This window comes from Martelella sp. FOR1707 (assembly GCF_053484265.1).
Genome location: NZ_JBAKFP010000010.1, coordinates 48946 through 66608 on the forward strand (window position 1 = coordinate 48946; position 17663 = coordinate 66608).

Genomic DNA, 17663 nt, shown 5'->3' on the forward strand with positions numbered 1-17663 from the left:
TTGCCAGTTAACCGGATTTGCCGCGAACTAAATTTGTTCTCGCGATGGACGGGGCGCGGGCGCGCCCGACCCCACAAATTCCGCGAGGGCAAGGGTCTTGGGTATCGATCTCAAACATTACAGGCCGCCCGGGCCTGTGGGTGCGGCATTTCTGGTCTCGCGAGGGCCGATCGATATCATCATGGGGCCTGCGGGCTCCGGGAAGACCGTCGTTTCCTGCGCCAAGGGGCCGATGCTGGCCGCGTCCTACATGCCGGTCTGCAAGGATGGCTGGGTCCGCTTCAAGCTGTCGACCGTGCGCGACACCTATCGCGATTTCGCCCGAACCGCACTCGCCTCCTGGCATGAGATGTTTCCCCGGGATCATCCCTGGACGGTTTCCTACGAGGGCGGCCAAGACCGGCCGATCAAGCACCGGCTGAAATGGGAGGCCTGGCGCGGACCCGACAAGGTGATGATCGATTTCATCCTCGAAACCGGCGCGATCGGCGACGCCAATGTCGAGCAGTACATCAAGGGTTTCGAGACTTCGGCAGGCTGGGGCAACGAGGTCGATCTCCTTGACGAACGCGTCCCGGGCCTCCTGTTTCAGCGCACCGGACGTTATCCACCGGTCGAGATGATCGCGCCGTCCGAGCTTGACCGCGTGTCGAAGGACGGCCGCAAGGCCATGGAGCTGATGGGCATGACGGTCGAGCCCAACGAGGTGGTTCTGCCGCGCATCTTCTGGGGCGACATGAACCCGCCGGATATCGACCACCCGCTGTTGAAGCAATGCGGCTACGGCCATCACAAGGATCAGAAGAACCCGGCTTTCAATTTTTTCCAGCAGCCCGGCGGCCTTGATGCCGGGGCGGAAAACCGCGTCGGCAAGCCGCGTTCGTCCTACGAGTTGGAGGCCAAGACCCAGCCGGAACATATCGTGCGCCGCATGGTGCACGGCCTTGCGGGCTATGCCCAGGACGGCAAGCCGGTCTATCCCGAATTCTCGCAGAACCGGCATGTTGCCGACCAGGCGATCGCGCCGGTCAAAGGCATTCCGCTGACGATGGGCATGGATGCCGGCGGATCGCCCGCAGCGACGATCGGCCAGTTCTTGCCCAATGGGCAAAACCGGCTGCTTTGCGAGGTGGCGAGCGAGCCCGGAACCGGACCTTCCACCTTCGGCAACATGTTGCTGGAAGTGCTGATGTCGCGCTTTCCGGGCATGCCGATCGCCGGCGTCTGGTGCGACCCCGCCGCGTTCATGGGCGGCGATACGAACACCGGCGAATTCAACTGGGTGCTGACGGTTCAGAACGTCATCCGCATGCCGATCATGCCGGCGCCATCAAACGAACCCGGCATCAGACAAGAGGCGGTCCGCTGGTATCTTGGCGGCCGGATCGACGGCACAACGGAGCGCTATCTGGTCGACCCGTCTTGCCGGCTGATGATCGGCGGTTTTGCCGCGCACTACAAGCTGACGAAACAGGCCAGCATCGGCGGAACCGACAAGCTCGCCGTGGTGAAGAACGAATATTCTCACCCCCATGACGCCGAGCAATATCGCTGCCTGGGTTATCGCGGGCTCGCTTCGGTCATCGGCGATGCCGCCAAGAATTCCCTGCCCGCCAATGTGTCGAGCCTGTTCAGCCAGCGCAAGAAGCGCGAGGAGGCCGGGCCGAAGCGGGATTTCAACGTATGGGACGTTTGAGGTTTTCGGCTCCGGCGGCGCTGACGGATTGCCTGGAGGCGGCCGGGGCGCGCGGATTTGTGCGGCGCGCGCTGTTGTGGATGCGCGAGGCCGGCGACAGCGCGGCCGTGTTCGACGATGACGGATTGCTGGCGGTAGCGTTTCTGGTGCCGGCCGGCGATGAGCTGGAATTCTGCCTTGCGATCCTCCCTCGCGCGCGGGCGCGCATGCGAGGGCTGGTGCGCCTTGCCCACTTAACGCTTTCCCGGCTCGCGGAAAATGGTGCCGTGATCACATGCCGGGTGCGGCCCGGTCACCGGCCGGGCGAACGCATGGCCGCGATGACGGGCTTTCGGCATGTGGACGGCGACAAATGGATATTCGAAGGGATCGCGAGCGATGGGACGGATCGTCAGAGGCCTGTTCGGCGGCGGAGCCGGCAAGGAAGCCAAGCAGGAGGCGCAGAAAAGCCGCGAGCTGCAGGCGGTGTCGAATGACCGGCAGCTTGCCGAGGTCAACCGCGCCGACAACAAGGCCGCTGTTTCCCGCCGCCCGCCGCGCGGCCGTCGCCTTTTCGAGGATGGCCCGGACGGTATGAGCGCGGTGCTTGGCGGATGAAGGGCAACCGGGACGTCGACACCAAGGCGCTGGAAACCAGACGCAGCAAGGCGTTCAGCCTCCGCTCGCACTGGAACCCGCTCTATCAGGACGCCTATGATTACGTGATGCCGATGCGACGGCCGACCGGCAAGGGGCGCAAGGCCAACCAGCCCGACCGGCTGTTCGACATGACCGCGCCGATGTCGGCCATGTATTTCGCCGGCGCGCTGCAGCGTGATCTTTTCCCCGCCGGACAACCGACATTCTCGCTGGAAGCCGGGCCGCTCGCACGTCTTGCCGTCATCGAGAAAGACCTTGCCACGCTCAACCGGCGGCTGGAGGAGATGGCAAAGCAAATCCACCCGTTTTTCCTTGCCGGCGACTGGGATACGGCGGTGCACGAAATGTGCATCGACCTTTCGATGGGCACCGGGGCCATTCTCCCGGTCAAGGGGACGCGTGATCAGCCGCTGATGTTCGCCTGCATCCCCTTCGATCAGCTCTATATCCTGTGCGACGCCTTCGGGCGGGTGCGCTATGTGTGCTGGGATCAGGAGCTTTCCGCCGACCAGATCGTCGCGGCCTTTCCTGACGGGCGGTTTTCGGAGGAATTTCGGAAAAAAGCCCAGCGGAACCCCTCCGACAACATCATCCTGCATCAGGAATGGTGGGCGGACGCGGATCCGCGCGGCGGCTGGCATTTCTGCGCCCGCCTCGATAACGAGGGCAGCGTGATCGATCATGAACGCTACCGGACGCAGCCGATCGCGGTTGCCCGCTACTATCGCGTGCCGGGCGAGGCCTATGGGCGCGGTGTGGTGCTGACGGCGCTGCCGACGATCAAGACGGTGAACAAGGCCCAGGAGCTGGCGCTGAAATCCGCCGCGATCGCGATGCTCGGCATATGGGGCTATCGCGCCGGCGGCACCTTCAATCCCGATACCGTGCGGATGGGGCCCGGGCAGTTCTGGCCGATGCAATCGACCGGCGGCATGCTGGGCCCCGACGTGCAGCGGCTTGACCCTGCGAACGGCCGTCTGGACGTCGGCAAGATGCTGATCGGCGATCTTCAGCAGCAAATCCGTGATGCGATGTTCGATACCCGCCTGCCGGAATACCAGGGCACGCCGCGCTCGGCTTCCGAGATGGCTGGAAGGCTTCAGCAGCGGGCGAATATCCATATCGGCGCGTTCGGCCGGCTCGTGCATGAGATCATGCCGGTGGTGGTGCCGCGTTCGGCTGAAATCCTGATGGAATGGGGTTTCCTCAGCGAGCTTCGGACAGTCGACAATCTTTTGATTTCCGCCTCTGTGCGTTCGCCGATGGCGGCCGCGCTCAATGCCGACAGGATCGCGGCGATCGCGAACTATCACGAGATGACGCTTGCCATTGCCGGGCCGGAACGGGCGCGGCTTTACGAGGACCAGGACAAGATGATGGCGAAGATCGCCGAGGGCCTGCAAATCCCGAAGGACATGATCCCAACGGAGGACCAGAAGGCCAAGGTCATTCAGGAAATCGAGAACGCGCGGATTCAACAGCTCGGCGCGATGTTTGCCGAGGAGGCGGCCAAAAAGGCCCCGGAGATGATTGCCCGCGAAGCCGAGCAGGAGGCCGCGTAAATGGGCAATGGACCATTCATCGCTGAGCGGGCGGCTCAGCCGCTGGACCTGCTTGAGAGCGGCATGGCGGGCGGCGGCTGGGAAGCGCTGGAAAAGGTATTCGCCCAGGCCCCGGAAACGGCCGGGCCGCTGAAGCCCGCCGACGATCTGGCCGAATTCATGTGGGGGCTTTATTGCACCGCCCCGGGCCGCGCCATGTTTGAATGGCTGATGGACGTGACCGTGCGCCAGGCGTTCCGGGTGACGGGACAGAGCTTCGAGCAGACTGCCTTGAACGCGGCCTGCCGCGAGGGCCGCGACGCGGTTGCGATGCTGATGATGCAGGCCGTCGAGGCCGGCAAACAATCGACCGAAAACAAGAGAAAGAAAACGGAGAAGCCCGATGCGTGATCTTCTGAATATCCTGTTGTTTGCCGCCGACGATGGAGGCGCTAGCGGCGGTGCTGGTGACGGCGACGGCGGCGGCGCGGGCGATGATGCCGCGGCGGCTGCGGCGGGAGCTGGCGACGGTGGTGCTGGAGATGGCGGCGCTGGAGATGGCGGCGATCCGCCTGCCTTCTATCGCCCCGAGGGACTGCCCGACAGCATGCTGGGCAAGGATGAGCGCGAGACCATGGACAAGATGGCAAAGGCGCTCAATGGCTATCGCGATCGCGACGCCAAGGTGAAGGTTCCCGAAGATGCCGGCGAGTATTTCAAGTTCGCCGACGATCAGCCCGAGGAAATCCGGCCCTATCTCGCCGAGATCGCGGAAGACGAGGCGATGTCGAAGCCGATGGCGGATTTCCTGAAGGCAGAGAAAATCCCGGTCGACATCTTCCAGAAGATCACTTCGAAGTTCCTTTCGCTCTCTTCCGAGATGGGCCTGATGGAACCGCCGATCGATATCGCCGCCGAGCGGGCAGCACTCTTGCCGGAGGCGGCCAAGCACCTGCCGGCAGACGGGCAGAAGCAGGCGATCGAAACGCGTATGAACGAAAACTTCGCCTATATCGACAGCCTCGTGGGTCAGAACGGCGGTCTTTCCAAGGATGCGGCCGAATACGCAAAGGCCATGTTGGGCGATAGCGCCAAGGGTCACCAGTTCTTTGAGTTCATGCAGAAGGCCATGGGCCGCGACGGCGGCGGCGGTCCGGCGTTGAACGATCTTGGCGGCGATGGCCAGAAATCAGTTCGCGCTCAGCTGCAGGCCGAGCTCGCCAAGCCCGAAAACAGGCCCGATCATCCGAAATTCAACAAGGCTGAATATGACGCGCTGATGGCGCGCTACGAAAAGGAAATCGGTTAGCGCACTTAACCGCTCCCGGCGGCCTGCATGATTGGCAGGCTACCGGACGGGAGCGACCCGAAGACGCGGCGGCTATCCTTCACAGGACCCGCCAGTGCTTCGGCTAATCGGCCCTCACGGTGATTTCGTCCAATCATCAAACATTGAGGGCTACAATGACTGTTCAGAACTGGTTCAAAGAAGTTATCCGCGACATGGTCCGCCTGCGCTATCAGGCGATGGGCGGCTATCTCGACGGCATGTTCATGCAGGGCGACGGCCATGCCGGGCTTATCAAGTATCCGGTCGCCGAAGGCACCATTCAGATGTACAAGCTGACCGGCGCCATTCAGGAAATCGACGCATCGCGCATCAATCTCGGCACGATCGACCTGCAGGTCGAGGATTTCGAGGCGTCCGCCTGGCTGGACCTGCCGGCCGATCAGCGGAAGATGGGGCCGCAGTCCAAGGAAGCGATCGCCAAGCTGATGACCAAGGCCGTGCGGATGAAGCGCGACTTCCTGCGCCTCGATGCGCTGAACGCGTTCGCCGCCGCAACTTCCACGCTGACCGACAATCCCAAGACGGTTGAAACGATCGGCGACGGCACCACCACCGTCACGCTTGAAGACGCGGTCTATGTCGGCGACAGCATTGCCGGGACCGGCTCGGAAGAAGATATCTTCTGGATCATGCCGCATTCCTGGTTCAGCCAGCTGATGATGTACAAGCAGTTCTCCAGCTCCGAATATCAGGGGCCGGTCAATCTGCCCTTCGCACAGGCCTCGAAGGTCAAGAAGAAAACCTTCCAGGGCGTGCACATGATCGCGCTGCCGAACGAAATGTTCGCCTATGGCACAGGCGCATACGGGACCGGTAGCAACGGGCTGCCCTTCAACGCCAGCAACTATATCGACACCTTCGCCTGGACCAAGGATGCGGTCGGCGCGGAGATCGAGTGGGATCAGGAGAATATGAACATCTACGATATTCCCCAGATCAAGGGCACGCGCCAGCTCGCCAAGGTTCAGCTTTCCGGCAATGCCGTGGGTATTCTCCCCGAAGGGGTGAAGCGCATCCGCATGAAGGCGATCAACAAGGCCACCGATCCGGCCGCCGCATAACCGGCGCGGCCTTCGGGCCGCCCTTCCCTGATTTCTTTCAAATCCGAGGACTTCGATATGCCCGCAAACAAGTACAATCTGACCACGGCCGGAAAGACGGTCGCGCTCACCAACACCCGTATGGTCGGCATGAAATATTATGCCACCGACGACACGGTCGCCGAGGTGACGGCCGCCGGCTATTTCAACCCCAGCCGCGCCGATCTGTCCGTCAATACGCTGATCGTTGCCGATTGCGACCTGGACGGCACGCCGGCGCTCGCCATGCTGCGGGTGACGGCCGTTCCGGCGACCGGCAATGTGACGACGGCGATCGTCGACTGGACCGCTTCGAGCTAAGGCTGTAACGCGCTTCCCACTTAACCGCCAGCCACGGCCGATAGACTTTCGGCCGTGGCTTTTTCTTGCGGGAAATCTCATGACGATCGACAAGGCAACAATCATCAACTGGGCGCTGGTCGATATCGGCGCGGGGCCGGTGTTTTCCGTCGATGACGGGTCCGATCTTTCCGAGCAGTGCGAAAATTCCTGGCAGCGATGCGTCGACGAGGTGTTCGGCATGCATGACTGGTCGTTCGCGCGGAAAACATATCGCAATGTCCGCCATGCCGAGACCCCGGAAAACGGTTGGCACTACGGTTTCGACCTGCCGGGCAACCGGATCGGCCCGCCGCTGAAGGTCATGGATCAGGCCGGCAGCTCACCCCGCCCTCTGCGCGAATATGCCCTCGAGGAGGGGATGCTTTTCTGTAACCAGTCGGAAACATGGTCGCTCTGCAAGGTGGCGGTTGCGCCCGATGCCTGGGAGCCGCCGTTTCGTGCGGCCTTCGTGATCGCCCTTGCCGGCTATCTGGCGATCCCGATCTGGTTCGACGAGGATCTCCGCGACGCGAAGCTTGCGGAGGCCTTCGGCTCGCCGTCGCAACAGGGCGGCGGCGGCAAGCTTGGCCGGCTGATGGCGCAGGATCGAGCCGGCGCGCCCGTGGGACAGACCCAGGCGGATGACGAACCGCTGACGGCCGCGCGAACTACCGGAGCCGGCCCGATCCATACGCCTTGGCACGGGGATTTCTGACATGGTTTCGGCGATCTCCGGCCCGTTCAACAGTTCCGCCAATGCCGGCCAGCTTTCCGAAGACCTTTTCGGCAAGGTGAACCTGAAGCAGTATTATTCCGGCGCACAGCGCATGCTTGGCGTTGAGCCCGTGCCCCAATCCGGCTTTCAGTTGATGCCGGGCACCGTTTATGCCGGCCCCGCCCCTTCCGGCGAGAGCCGCATGGGCGTGTTGCGGGTGAATGGCAGCCTTTCCTATACGCTGATCTTCACCGCCGGCCAGGCGGAAATCTGGCGCAACGACATGGTGAAGGTGGCGACGGTCTCGCTGCCGGCGATCACGTCCGATCTTCTGCCCACGCTGAAATTCTACGGCGAGGCAAACACGTTCGGCATCTTCGCGCAATCGATCTGGAGCGGCATTCGCCTGTTTCGCGACGAAAACGACGATACCAACTGGACCGTGACAGACTGGCCCTATGAATATCTGCCCGAACTCGACCTTGGCGGCAGCTACACAAAAACCGATGATATATGGGAAATCTTCCTGCGTTGGGACAACGAGGTCAACGGGCTTGTCGTTGCCATGACCGTTGACGGCGTCGATACGGCCTCCGTCGATCTCGTTGACGGGTCCGGCGACCCGATCTCTCCGGGCACAGCCAGCGAAACCGACTGGGGCAATTTTGCGAATGCATTGGCGGATGCGATATCCGATCTATCGGGATTTGAAGACACTGTGTCGGCTGCGATTTCTGATCTCAGCTATCTTTCGTCTACAGGCTACATCAAGGTCGTTATGACCTTTTCGGGCGCTCTGTCCGGCAGCGAATACGGTTTCAACGCGCAGGTGGTAAACACATCAAGCGCCTCGTCGCTGGTCGGTCACGTACAGATCGGAAAGACGGATGGTGAGCCGCTTATTTCGGCCTCACGCGGCGGTTTTGCTGGCATGGAAATCTACCAGGACCGTGCGGTCTATTATGCGCCAAAGGCCAAACAGGCTGCCTTGAACATGTCGCAGGTGGGGGAATACTTCACGCTCAATATCGAAACCGAGCGCCCCAACGACGCGCGCCTGGAGGCGTTGCGCACTGATACTTCCGAGCGCGTTACGCATCTGCTGGACGATACCTATCTTGTGATCTTCACCGACCAGGCCGAATATTTTCTGAGCAACCGGAAGCTCGACAAGTCGGAGACGCTGAATTTCGTGCGTGCGTCAAAGATCGGCTCCAGCCTCAGTTGCGCGCCAGTGACGATCGACGGTCGGGTCTATTTCTTTTCCACAGACGGCTCGATCCTTTATTCCACCGTCTATGACGCGGTATCGACAACCTACACGCCCGAGGCGGTCAACGACCTCAACCGCGACCTTTTGCAGAACGCGGCCATCATGGCCGTGCAGAGCAAGACGGCCGGCATGAAATGGAACCGGCTGTGGGTGCTTCGGCAGGACGGACGGATGATATGCGCGATCGTCAACAAGGCGCAGGAAATCGTCACGTCCGCGGCCGAATGGCAAACCGCCAGCGGGGGAACCGTTAAATCGTTCACCGTCGACGGTCAGCAGAATGTCTGGCTGATCGTGCAACGCGGCGGCCAGTATTTTCTTGAGGTGATGCGCGAGGCATCCGAAACGCTGTTTCAGGCCACGATCAATGTGACGACGGACGGTAACGGCATTGCGACCGGGCTTTCGGCGCTGGAGGGGCGGACGGTATGGGCCGATCTCGCCGGCGATATCCATGGGCCTTTCACGGTCTCCGGCGGGCAGATCGACACCGACGCGGCAAATGCCAGCGGCCGCGTAGGGCTTTGGCAGGCTCCGGTCTTCGAAACGCTGCCCTATGTTCGCGTGCTGCGCAATGACGACATCGTGCGTCGGCCGGGATGCGTGAAATGGGTCCGGTTCTACCTGCTCGACAGCACAAGCGTCGCGATTGGCGCGAACGGTCAGCCGGCAAAGGACGTGCCGTTGCAGCGGTTTTCCGACGATCTTTCCGGCCCGCGCCAGGGGCGCACGGGCCACATAACCATTGCCGGGCTGAAGGGCGCCACCATGGACCCGACGCTGACCATAACCCAGACGCGGCCGGGCCGGCTGAGGCTGCGCGATTTCGTACCGGGGGTGAAACTCTGATGGCACAGCTTGCAACGGCAGTTCTCGGCGCATTCGGCGTTGGCAGCGGCGCGGCAGCGGCGGGCACGGCGGCGGCGGGAACGGCAGGAACGGCAGCCGCCGCAGGCGGCGCGGCAACGGCCGCCGCAACCTCCGGCATGACGCTCAATTCCATCCTGCAGGGGGTGGCGACGGTGTTTTCCGTGGGCAACACGCTTGCCGCTGGCAACGCTCAGGGCGAAAGCTACGACCTGGCCGCCGAGGACGCCGCGCGCCAGCAGCCGCTGGAAACGCTGCAGGGCATTGCCGCGCGCACCTCCATCAAGGCGCAGATGGCCGACGCGATCGGCGAGATGGACACGGCGAACGCGGCCGGCGGCGTCGACCTTTCCTTCGGCTCTCCGGTGGAGGCGCGCCGGCAGGCGTTCCGCGAGGGCGACAAGGCCATCAACACCGAAGTCGCGACCGAACAGAGCCGCCAGAACCGGCTGACAGAGCGGCAGGTTTATTATCGCAAAATGGCCAAAAAGGCGCGCCGCGCCGCCGGCTTCGAGGCGTTCGGCCAGATTTTCGACACCGGCATGGCGATCAAGAACAGGGTGTAACATGGCAAACCAGCAGCGCTCGCCAGTCGGCTACCGGCCGTTCAAGACCGACCCGATCCTGGAAGACAGCCTTCTTTCCGTGCCGCGCAATGACGGCGGCGAATTCGAGAACCGCGTTGCCGCCGGCTTCCAGCGCATGGGCATGCAGTTCGGCGAGCGGGCAGACCGGGCCGCGCAGACGCTTGGCGAGCTGGAGGGCAAGCGCGACGCGATCGAGGGCGCGCCGGGCGCTGAACAGGAGTTCCGCCCGACGCGGCGCGACAGCATTCGCGGCCGGGCCTATGACAAGGCCGGGACGCAGATCTACCTTGAACAGCTCGACCAGACGATGATCAACGAGCAGAAGGCGGCCTATGAGAAATACGGGCAGAGCCCGGAAAAGCTGAAGGGCGCGCTCAAGGCATTGCTCACCGACCATATGGGCAAGTACGTGTTCGAGGAGATAGCGCCGGAATACAAGCTCGCCTTCGAAAGCCGGGCAACCAAGCTTTATGAAGCCTCGCAGAAGGCGGCGGCCGCGCGCGCCAGGGCGGCAGCGGCGCGGGCGGCGGCGGCCTCGCGGGCGCAGTATATCAAGGCCCAGCAGGACAACCTGATCGACCTGCAGCGCCAGGCGATGAACATGGGCGCGGACCCGGACGGCGAAAGCGCCGTCAACGATCAGCTCGACCTGATCCGCACCGACCTGCAGGCGGCGGCCGCGAGCGGGCGAATTACGCAGAAACAGGCGGAAAAGCTCTCTGAAGGCGCGGCGCTGACGGTGGCGCGCGGCACGATACAGGCGAAGTTCGACGCCGCCGAGACCGCCGACGACAAGGCCGCCTTTGCCGAGGACCTGAAAAAGGCCTGGCTTGCCGATGACGAAAAGCTCGGCATCTACCGAAACATGCCTTTCGAGGATATCGAGAAGGTCAGCGCCGGCCTGCAACGCGATGTCGAGCAGCTGCGCATTGCCGAAAGGCAGGAAAATCAGGCGCGCGCCTCCGAACTCGAAGACCTGATCGCCGACGACGTTGCCAGCATGGGCGCGACCGGCCAGGGCGTCGATCTGGAAGAAAGCGGGCTCACGCCTGAAAATGTGGAACGCTATCTCGGGCCCGAAGTTGCCCGCGAGTGGCAGGAAAGCCGTTCCGATGCCGGCCGTTTCTATGACGTGACGGCGGCCATGCCGAGCGAAAGCGCGCTGGATATCGCCGAGCGGCTGGAAAGTCTTCGACCGGAACCGGGCGCGGCTGGCTTCGTGCGCCAGCAACAGACCTATGAGGCCGCCCGCGAACACGCAAAGGCCCTGCTTGAAGAACGCGCGGTCGACCCGCTCGGCCAGGCCGAACGCGCCGGCATGGTGGAACTGGCGCCGATCGATCTTTCCGAGCCGGACGCGCTTGTATCCTCCATCTCCGGCCGCCAGTCGCAGCGCCGGCAGGTCGAGCGCGCCTATGGGCAGGCAGTTCCCTTCTTCCGCCCGGGCGAGCAGGAGCGGCTTTCCTCCGCCCTGTTGCAGAACCCGGCCGCCATCGCCGGTTTTTCGCAGACGCTGGTGAATACGCTGGGGCCGCAGGCGATCCCCGTGCTTTCCGAGCTGAGCGAAGCCGCGCCCGTGGTGGCGCACACCGCCGGCATGGCCCAGGCAACCGGCGATATGTCGGTTGCCGCCGATGTTGCCGAGGCGCTGCAATTCCGGCGCGACAAGGTCTATACCGTGAAGATGCCGGATCAGGCCACGCAGACGCAGGCTGCGCTTGCCGAGGTGGGGCCGGCCTTTCTCGGCTCCCCGCGCCTTCAGACGGCGGTGTTGCAGACGGCAAACATTCTTTTCGAGAAGGCGGCGAACGAACAGGGCTTCGATCCCGCCGAGGTCGACGAGCCGGGAACGCCGGCAAACGAGGCCTATCTGAAGGCGCTGGACCGCGCCGCCGGCGGCCGCCGCATTGGCGGGCGCGATCTCGGCGGCTTTGCCGAGGTCAACGGCCAGAAGATCATCGTTCCGCCCGATCTTGAGAAATCCGCGCCGCAGGACCTGCTCGACAATCTGACCGCGTTGCAGCTTGAAGCCCTGCCGCCGATCCAGACCGGCGATTTCGACATACCGATCCGCCGGCTGCGCAACGCCCAGCTCGTCGGCGTCGGTGACGGTCTCTATCGCATGGCGCTTGGCGACCCGCTTTCCGACGATCCGCAATATCTGGTCACGCCCGAAGGCGATGCCTGGGTGCTGGATATCCGCCAGCTGGCCGACATCGAGGCGCGCACGGTGACGAGGATCGAGCGGACATCGCGCAACCGCAGCTCTATGCAAACCGTGATCCTGCCGGCAGAGCCGGGGGAAGCTGACCAGCCGCCGGCATCGCAGCCGCTTGCGCCCGCCGCCGCCCGGCGCGCGCGGAGGGATGCCCGATGAGCATGTGGCTTTACGAGCCGACGCCGTTTCGCCCGCAGACGGTGGCGCAGGGCCAGTCCACGCTTGGCGAAATCTTCCAGTCGCAGTTCGAAGCGGGCAAGCTGACGGACAATATCAATTCCCGTTCCACGGCGCTGGCGCGGGCCTATGACGAACGCATCGCGCGGATCCGAGAGGCGACCGGCGAAACCCATGTGAACCCGTTCACCACGCGCCCGGGACGTTATCGGCCGGGGCGCGACCGTGCGGAATTCGAGGCCACCGAATATGCCCGTTCCGCCGCCGGCTTCAACGACTGGCTGAAGGCGCTCGAAAAACGTCACCCGGACAGCAAGGATATCATCCGCGCGGGCGAGCCTGTCGAGAACGACGCGAAGGCGCTGGCGCGCAACATGGACGAGGAGGCCGCAAAGACATTCGCGGCCGCGCGCGGGCCGATGAAATGGGCGGCGATGTTCGGCGGCCGCGCCGGCGCCATGTTCAACGATCCGATCCAGACCGGCGGGCTTGTCTTCGGCGGCGGCGCTGGCGCTGCCAAAACCGTGATGGGGCGCATTCTGACCACGGCCGCGACCGAGGCGCTGGTGAACGGTGCGGTGCAGGCCGCGACCGAGCCTTTCGTGCAGCGCTGGCGCAAGGAAGCCGGGCTTGAAAGCGGCTGGGGCGAGGCCGCGCGCAATGTGGGTTTCGCCGCGCTGTTCGGCGGCGTTCTTGGCGGCGCTGGCCGCGCCGGCGCGGAGGGGCTTTCCGCCCTCGGCCGCGCTTCCGAGGCCCGCGCGGCCGCCCGCCGGGCGCTGCTTGATGACCCGGCCACGCCGGAACCCGCCCGCCGCGCCCTTTCCGGCGAGAACGAAGCGGCGGCCGCCGTGCTGGAGCCGATGCGCAAGAACCTGCCGGCCGAGGCGCGCGGCGCGCTGGATGCGATCGAAACCGAACGGGTGTTCGCCGAGCAGAAGCCGCCGGCGGCGCGCGCAAATTACCATGACACGGTAAGCGCGAAGGCGATCGAGGCGGCGCAGCGGCAAAGCCCGTTCATGTTCGAGCCTGACCCTGACCAGGTGCAGCGCATTGCCGACCGGCTTGCGCCGGAGACCGCCGCCCCTGCCCGCGCTGCCGACCGCGACATGCCGATCGACGAATTCCTGATGCGGCGCGGCGGCGTGAAGGATTACAAGGGCGAGCTGGCCTCGCTGGGGCTAGACAGGGCATCGCGGCCGTTTGTCGGGAAGCTTGTGAAGGAAAGCGGCGACACGCTGGACAATGCCCGGCTTGCCGCCGCCGAGGCCGGCTATTTCGATCATCTTTACGGCACGGCCGACAAGGCGGCCGAAAAGAGCACGATTTCCGACCTGTTGAACGCCCTCGACAATGCCAGCCGGGCGACCAGCGCCCAGCCGGCCGAGGAGGCCGAGCGGCGCGCGGTCGAAAGCCTTGTGCATGAGATCGTCGGCTATGCCGGCCCGAGCGTCGACGATGACCTGATCGTGCGCGCGGCCGAGCTGGCGAACGCGGAAAACCTGCCGGCGCTGGAGGCGCTGGACCGGGTGCTGATCGCTGACGACGCTCGCCGTCAGATCGCCACGGTAAATCCGGATGAAATTCCTGATGGCACATTACGCGTCGATGATGGAGGAAAACGACTTTCTGACGAAGCTCACGACGCACTCGACAGCCTGATCGAGGAGGAGATCAGAAGTCTCACCAGCCTAAGCAAGACCGAGCAAAAGATCGTAGACAAATCCTACCAGGTGAACGGCGATCCGACCGACGAGATAAAGCAGCTTCTTGATAAGGGGGCGGTTCCCTCTCCCCGACCGCTGCTGGTTTATAGAGGCGTGAATATCGATGGAAATCCTGACGGCGAATGGCTGTCTCACACGTTCAGCAGGTCGATCGCCGAGCACTATGCCGGCAATGCGGTCAACGTTGACAGCGTCCTAATCCCTGCCGGAACACCAATCTATTCGCCGCGATCAGGCGTGTCCGGCGGCGAAATACTTGTCCGATCGCCAACCGCCGAGTTTTCCGATAGCCGATCCGTGGAGCCTCCATTCTTCGACGAAGATTTCGCCGGCGGCATGGATGACCCGCGCCTGGTGGACAAGGCCGACCAGGTTACGGCCAGCGAGCTTGGCGACCTGCCGGAGGATATGGAAATCCCCTTCTTCGACGATGACGGGCCGGCGTCGATCGCCGCCGTCACTGACGAACTTGAACGCATCGACCGCGCCGCGCGGATTGTGGAGAATTGCCCGCTATGAGCCTGCAAGATTGCCTGAACAGAGCCGTTGACGAAAACCTGCTTTCCCGCGACGACGCCGACCGGCTGGACCGCGAATTCAGCCGCATGCGCAAGCGCTACGCGGCCGCCAGCGAAGTGACGGCCGATGCCGAGGCGAAGAAGGCCCTTGCCGAGCTGCTGCGGGCCCAGAGCGCCCACCAGAAGCGCAAGGCCAAGCTTTCAATCAAATCCATCAACCGGATCGCGGCCCAGCTGGGGAACCACAAGAACGCCAAAGGCGAGTTTGATATCGGGGAAGCCGCGGTCGATCTGCTGGAGCATTTCGGCACGTCGGAATTTGCCTCCGTCGCCGGCCGCCAGCGCACCATCATCGGCATGGCGCATGCGCGCATGGACGATATGCTTTCGCATTTCAGGCGCTCCGCGCTGCTTGGCGATGCCGCGCGGCGCAACAAGGCCGATCTCGACAATGTGGTACGCGAGAGCTTTGGCGAGGATACCGGCGACGCGGCCGCCAAACAGTTCGCCAAGGTCTGGAACGACACGGCCGACTGGCTGCGCCAGCGCTTCAATGCCGGCGGCGGCGCGATCGGAAAGCTGGAGAACTGGGGCCTGCCCCAGCACCACGACGCCAGGGCTCTGCGGAAGATGGGGCCGGAAAAATGGAAGGCCGACATCACGCCGATGCTCGACGTTTCGCGGATGAAAAACCCGCTGACCGGCAAGGCGATCGATCTGGAAGAACTCGACGACGTGCTTACCGATATCTGGACGAATATCGCCACGGAAGGCTGGAACAAGGTCGAGCCGAAGCGCCAGCCCTTCGGGCGCGGCGCGCTTGCCAACCAGCGCGGCGAACACCGGTTTCTGGTGTTCCGCGATGCCGACAGCTGGCTTGAATATCAGCGCCTTTATGGCGGCGGCGGCGATGCCTTCGGCGCGATGATGGGCCATATCAACATGATGGCGAAGGATATCGCCGCGCTGGAAATTCTCGGCCCGAACCCGAACGGCACGATCGAATGGATCAAGCAGGCGGTGCGCAAGCAGGCTGCGCTGTCAGCGGCCGGGCAGGCAAGCCGGTTCGCCGGCAAGCCGGAAAATGCGCTTTCCCGCGCCACCGGCGTCGAAAAGAAGATCGATGCGGTGTGGGGCTCGATCCGTGGAACGCTTCAGACGCCCGTGAACGGCAAATGGGCGGCCGGCATGGCGGCGACCCGCAGCCTGATCACGGCCAGCGTACTCGGCTCCGCCACGATCTCCGCTATCTCCGATATCGGCACCACCATGATTTCGCGCAAATTCGCCGGGATCAACGCGCGGGGCGCTTTCAGCGATATCGTCAAGGCCTTCGGCAAGACCACGCGCGAGGAGGCGGTTGCGGCCGGGCTGATCCTGGACGATGCCATGCATGTGTTTCACGCCCAGGCGCGCTATGTCGGCACGCTGGACGGGCCGGGCTGGTCGAGCTTCATCGCCGATCGGGTGCTGACCCTTTCCGGCCTGACGCCCTGGAGCCAGGCGGGGCGGCATGCGTTCGGGCTCGCCTTCATGCGCACGGTGGCCGAACATGCGGGCAAGACTTACGACGCCCTGCCCTCCGCGCTTCGCGACACGATGCGGCGCTATGGGCTGACCGAGACCGACTGGAACGTGATCCGCGCCACCAAACAACATGATATGGGCGGAGCGAAGATCCTGCGACCGAAGGAGATCTTCGACCGGGGGGACAATCTGATTTCGGAACGCTATCTGGAGATGATCCAGTCCGAAACGGAATTTGCGATCCCCTCCAGCTCCCACCGCTCGCGCGTGGCGCTGGTCGACGAGAACCGGCCGGGCACCTTCATCGGCGAGGTGCTGCGCTCCTTTGCCCAGTTCAAGAGTTTCGGCGCCGTGTTCATTCTGCTGCACGGCCAGCGCATCCACCGCATGCTGGCGGGGGAAAACCCGGCAAAGGGCGCGGCCTATGCCGGCTCGCTGCTAATCTCGACAACGCTTTTCGGCGCGATGGCCTATCAGCTGAAACAGATGGCGGCCGGGCGCGATCCGCAGGACATGTCGGAGCCGTCATTCTGGGGCGCGGCGATGCTGCAGGGCGGCGGGCTCGGCATTTATGGCGACTTCCTGTTTTCCAACATCAACCGCTATGGCGGCGGATTTTCCACCACGCTTGCCGGGCCGGTGGTGGAACGGGCCAACAACCTTTGGAACCTGACGGCCGGCAATGCGATCCAGCTCGCCAATGGCGACGACACCAAATTCGGCCGCGAGTTGAACAAGTTCATGCGCTCCAACACGCCGGGTTCTTCGATCTGGTATATCCGGCTCGCCTGGGAGCGGATCGTGTTCGATCAGCTGCAATATCTGATGGACCCCGAGGCCAACAAGGCGTTCAAACGCAAGCAGCAGTTCTTCAAACGCGAGTTTGGGCAGGAGTACTGGTGGAAGCCGGGCGAGCGGCGGCCAGAGCGCGGGCCTAAGGTTAACGCCGCTTTCGGTCCATGATCTTCCGAATGCCGAAACCAACGAAAAAGGCGACCATTGCGATCCCTGCTGAAACCAACATGTTCAGGACAATATCATTGGCCTGAAATGCTCCAACGCCGACCTCGGCTCGCCACGCGTTCACCCTGCTCGCGCCATAAGCACTGTACGCTGCAGCGGAAAAGGCCACAATCGCGCCCCACCACCATGGCTTTGGAATGACCCCGAGTATTAGATTTATCGCTGCAAACACCAGCATCTCATCCACCTCCCCATCGGTCTGCAACCCATGAGGATCAGCTAACCACGCTTCCCGAAAAAGGGAAAGCCTTGGCAGCGCAGTCGCACTAAACGCTCCACAGCTGCGCCTATCCTCCGTCTGAAAGTGTCAGGCAGAGGACTGGTCTGGAGTCGAGATGATGGATGGAAGCGACGATAAAGCAAAACGCGAAGTTCACCTGACTAAG

Annotated in this window: 14 protein-coding genes; 13 read left to right on the top strand and 1 reads right to left on the bottom strand. The window is 63.5% G+C overall.

Annotated elements, in window-relative coordinates; genetic code table 11:
- Positions 1-97: 97 nt before the first annotated feature.
- From V6765_RS22435 to V6765_RS22495, 13 genes are all read left to right on the top strand, one after another.
- On the top strand, positions 98-1696 hold the full coding sequence (locus V6765_RS22435) for a hypothetical protein (RefSeq protein WP_448432837.1): 1599 nt from the start codon (positions 98-100) through the stop codon (positions 1694-1696).
- Between the two features lie 378 nt (positions 1697-2074).
- Entirely contained in the window at positions 2075-2293 is a 219-nt protein-coding gene (locus V6765_RS22440; RefSeq protein ID WP_448432838.1) for a hypothetical protein, read from the top strand.
- Positions 2290-3897, top strand: coding sequence for a portal protein (locus tag V6765_RS22445; RefSeq protein WP_448432839.1), 1608 nt, complete (start codon positions 2290-2292; stop codon positions 3895-3897). Before V6765_RS22440 ends, V6765_RS22445 begins: the two co-directional genes overlap by 4 nt.
- On the top strand, positions 3898-4287 hold the full coding sequence (locus V6765_RS22450) for a hypothetical protein (RefSeq protein ID WP_448432840.1): 390 nt from the start codon (positions 3898-3900) through the stop codon (positions 4285-4287).
- Complete coding sequence (locus V6765_RS22455) at positions 4280-5185, top strand: hypothetical protein (protein ID WP_448432841.1); 906 nt, start codon at positions 4280-4282, stop codon at positions 5183-5185. Before V6765_RS22450 ends, V6765_RS22455 begins: the two co-directional genes overlap by 8 nt.
- Positions 5186-5340: 155 nt before the next feature.
- Positions 5341-6288 carry a phage capsid protein gene (locus V6765_RS22460; RefSeq protein WP_448432842.1) on the top strand — a complete coding sequence of 316 codons (948 nt, stop codon included), beginning with the start codon at positions 5341-5343 and terminating at the stop codon, positions 6286-6288.
- A gap of 57 nt (positions 6289-6345) precedes the next feature.
- Positions 6346-6627 carry a hypothetical protein gene (locus V6765_RS22465; RefSeq protein WP_448432843.1) on the top strand — a complete coding sequence of 94 codons (282 nt, stop codon included), beginning with the start codon at positions 6346-6348 and terminating at the stop codon, positions 6625-6627.
- Positions 6628-6706: 79 nt separating this feature from the next.
- Positions 6707-7363 (top strand): hypothetical protein, encoded by a 657-nt coding sequence (locus tag V6765_RS22470; RefSeq protein ID WP_448432844.1) that lies wholly within the window; start codon positions 6707-6709, stop codon positions 7361-7363.
- 1 nt (position 7364) lies between these two features.
- The gene (locus V6765_RS22475) at positions 7365-9485 is read left to right on the top strand and encodes a hypothetical protein (protein WP_448432845.1); all 2121 of its coding nucleotides are present in this window, start codon (positions 7365-7367) and stop codon (positions 9483-9485) included.
- Complete coding sequence (locus V6765_RS22480; protein WP_448432846.1) at positions 9485-10069, top strand: hypothetical protein; 585 nt, start codon at positions 9485-9487, stop codon at positions 10067-10069. Before V6765_RS22475 ends, V6765_RS22480 begins: the two co-directional genes overlap by 1 nt.
- 1 nt (position 10070) lies before the next feature.
- Positions 10071-12467, top strand: coding sequence for a hypothetical protein (locus V6765_RS22485; protein ID WP_448432847.1), 2397 nt, complete (start codon positions 10071-10073; stop codon positions 12465-12467).
- Positions 12464-14728 (top strand): hypothetical protein, encoded by a 2265-nt coding sequence (locus V6765_RS22490; RefSeq protein WP_448432848.1) that lies wholly within the window; start codon positions 12464-12466, stop codon positions 14726-14728. The genes V6765_RS22485 and V6765_RS22490 overlap by 4 nt, the downstream gene beginning before the upstream one ends.
- Positions 14725-17217 carry a hypothetical protein gene (locus V6765_RS22495; protein WP_448432849.1) on the top strand — a complete coding sequence of 831 codons (2493 nt, stop codon included), beginning with the start codon at positions 14725-14727 and terminating at the stop codon, positions 17215-17217. The genes V6765_RS22490 and V6765_RS22495 overlap by 4 nt, the downstream gene beginning before the upstream one ends.
- Here V6765_RS22495 and V6765_RS22500 read toward each other — a convergent pair.
- Positions 17195-17455, bottom strand: coding sequence for a hypothetical protein (locus tag V6765_RS22500; protein ID WP_448432850.1), 261 nt, complete (start codon positions 17453-17455; stop codon positions 17195-17197). The two genes, V6765_RS22495 and V6765_RS22500, sit on opposite strands and share 23 nt — an antisense overlap.
- Positions 17456-17663: the final 208 nt, after the last annotated feature.

Coding starts and splice junctions, on each gene's coding strand:
- V6765_RS22440 (WP_448432838.1), top strand. CDS start 2,075: ATGGGACGGATCGTCAGAGGCCTGTTCGGCGGCGGAGCCGGCAAGGAA.
- V6765_RS22445 (WP_448432839.1), top strand. CDS start 2,290: ATGAAGGGCAACCGGGACGTCGACACCAAGGCGCTGGAAACCAGACGC.
- V6765_RS22450 (WP_448432840.1), top strand. CDS start 3,898: ATGGGCAATGGACCATTCATCGCTGAGCGGGCGGCTCAGCCGCTGGAC.
- V6765_RS22455 (WP_448432841.1), top strand. CDS start 4,280: ATGCGTGATCTTCTGAATATCCTGTTGTTTGCCGCCGACGATGGAGGC.
- V6765_RS22460 (WP_448432842.1), top strand. CDS start 5,341: ATGACTGTTCAGAACTGGTTCAAAGAAGTTATCCGCGACATGGTCCGC.
- V6765_RS22465 (WP_448432843.1), top strand. CDS start 6,346: ATGCCCGCAAACAAGTACAATCTGACCACGGCCGGAAAGACGGTCGCG.
- V6765_RS22470 (WP_448432844.1), top strand. CDS start 6,707: ATGACGATCGACAAGGCAACAATCATCAACTGGGCGCTGGTCGATATC.
- V6765_RS22475 (WP_448432845.1), top strand. CDS start 7,365: ATGGTTTCGGCGATCTCCGGCCCGTTCAACAGTTCCGCCAATGCCGGC.
- V6765_RS22480 (WP_448432846.1), top strand. CDS start 9,485: ATGGCACAGCTTGCAACGGCAGTTCTCGGCGCATTCGGCGTTGGCAGC.
- V6765_RS22485 (WP_448432847.1), top strand. CDS start 10,071: ATGGCAAACCAGCAGCGCTCGCCAGTCGGCTACCGGCCGTTCAAGACC.
- V6765_RS22490 (WP_448432848.1), top strand. CDS start 12,464: ATGAGCATGTGGCTTTACGAGCCGACGCCGTTTCGCCCGCAGACGGTG.
- V6765_RS22495 (WP_448432849.1), top strand. CDS start 14,725: ATGAGCCTGCAAGATTGCCTGAACAGAGCCGTTGACGAAAACCTGCTT.
- V6765_RS22500 (WP_448432850.1), bottom strand. CDS start 17,455: ATGCTGGTGTTTGCAGCGATAAATCTAATACTCGGGGTCATTCCAAAG.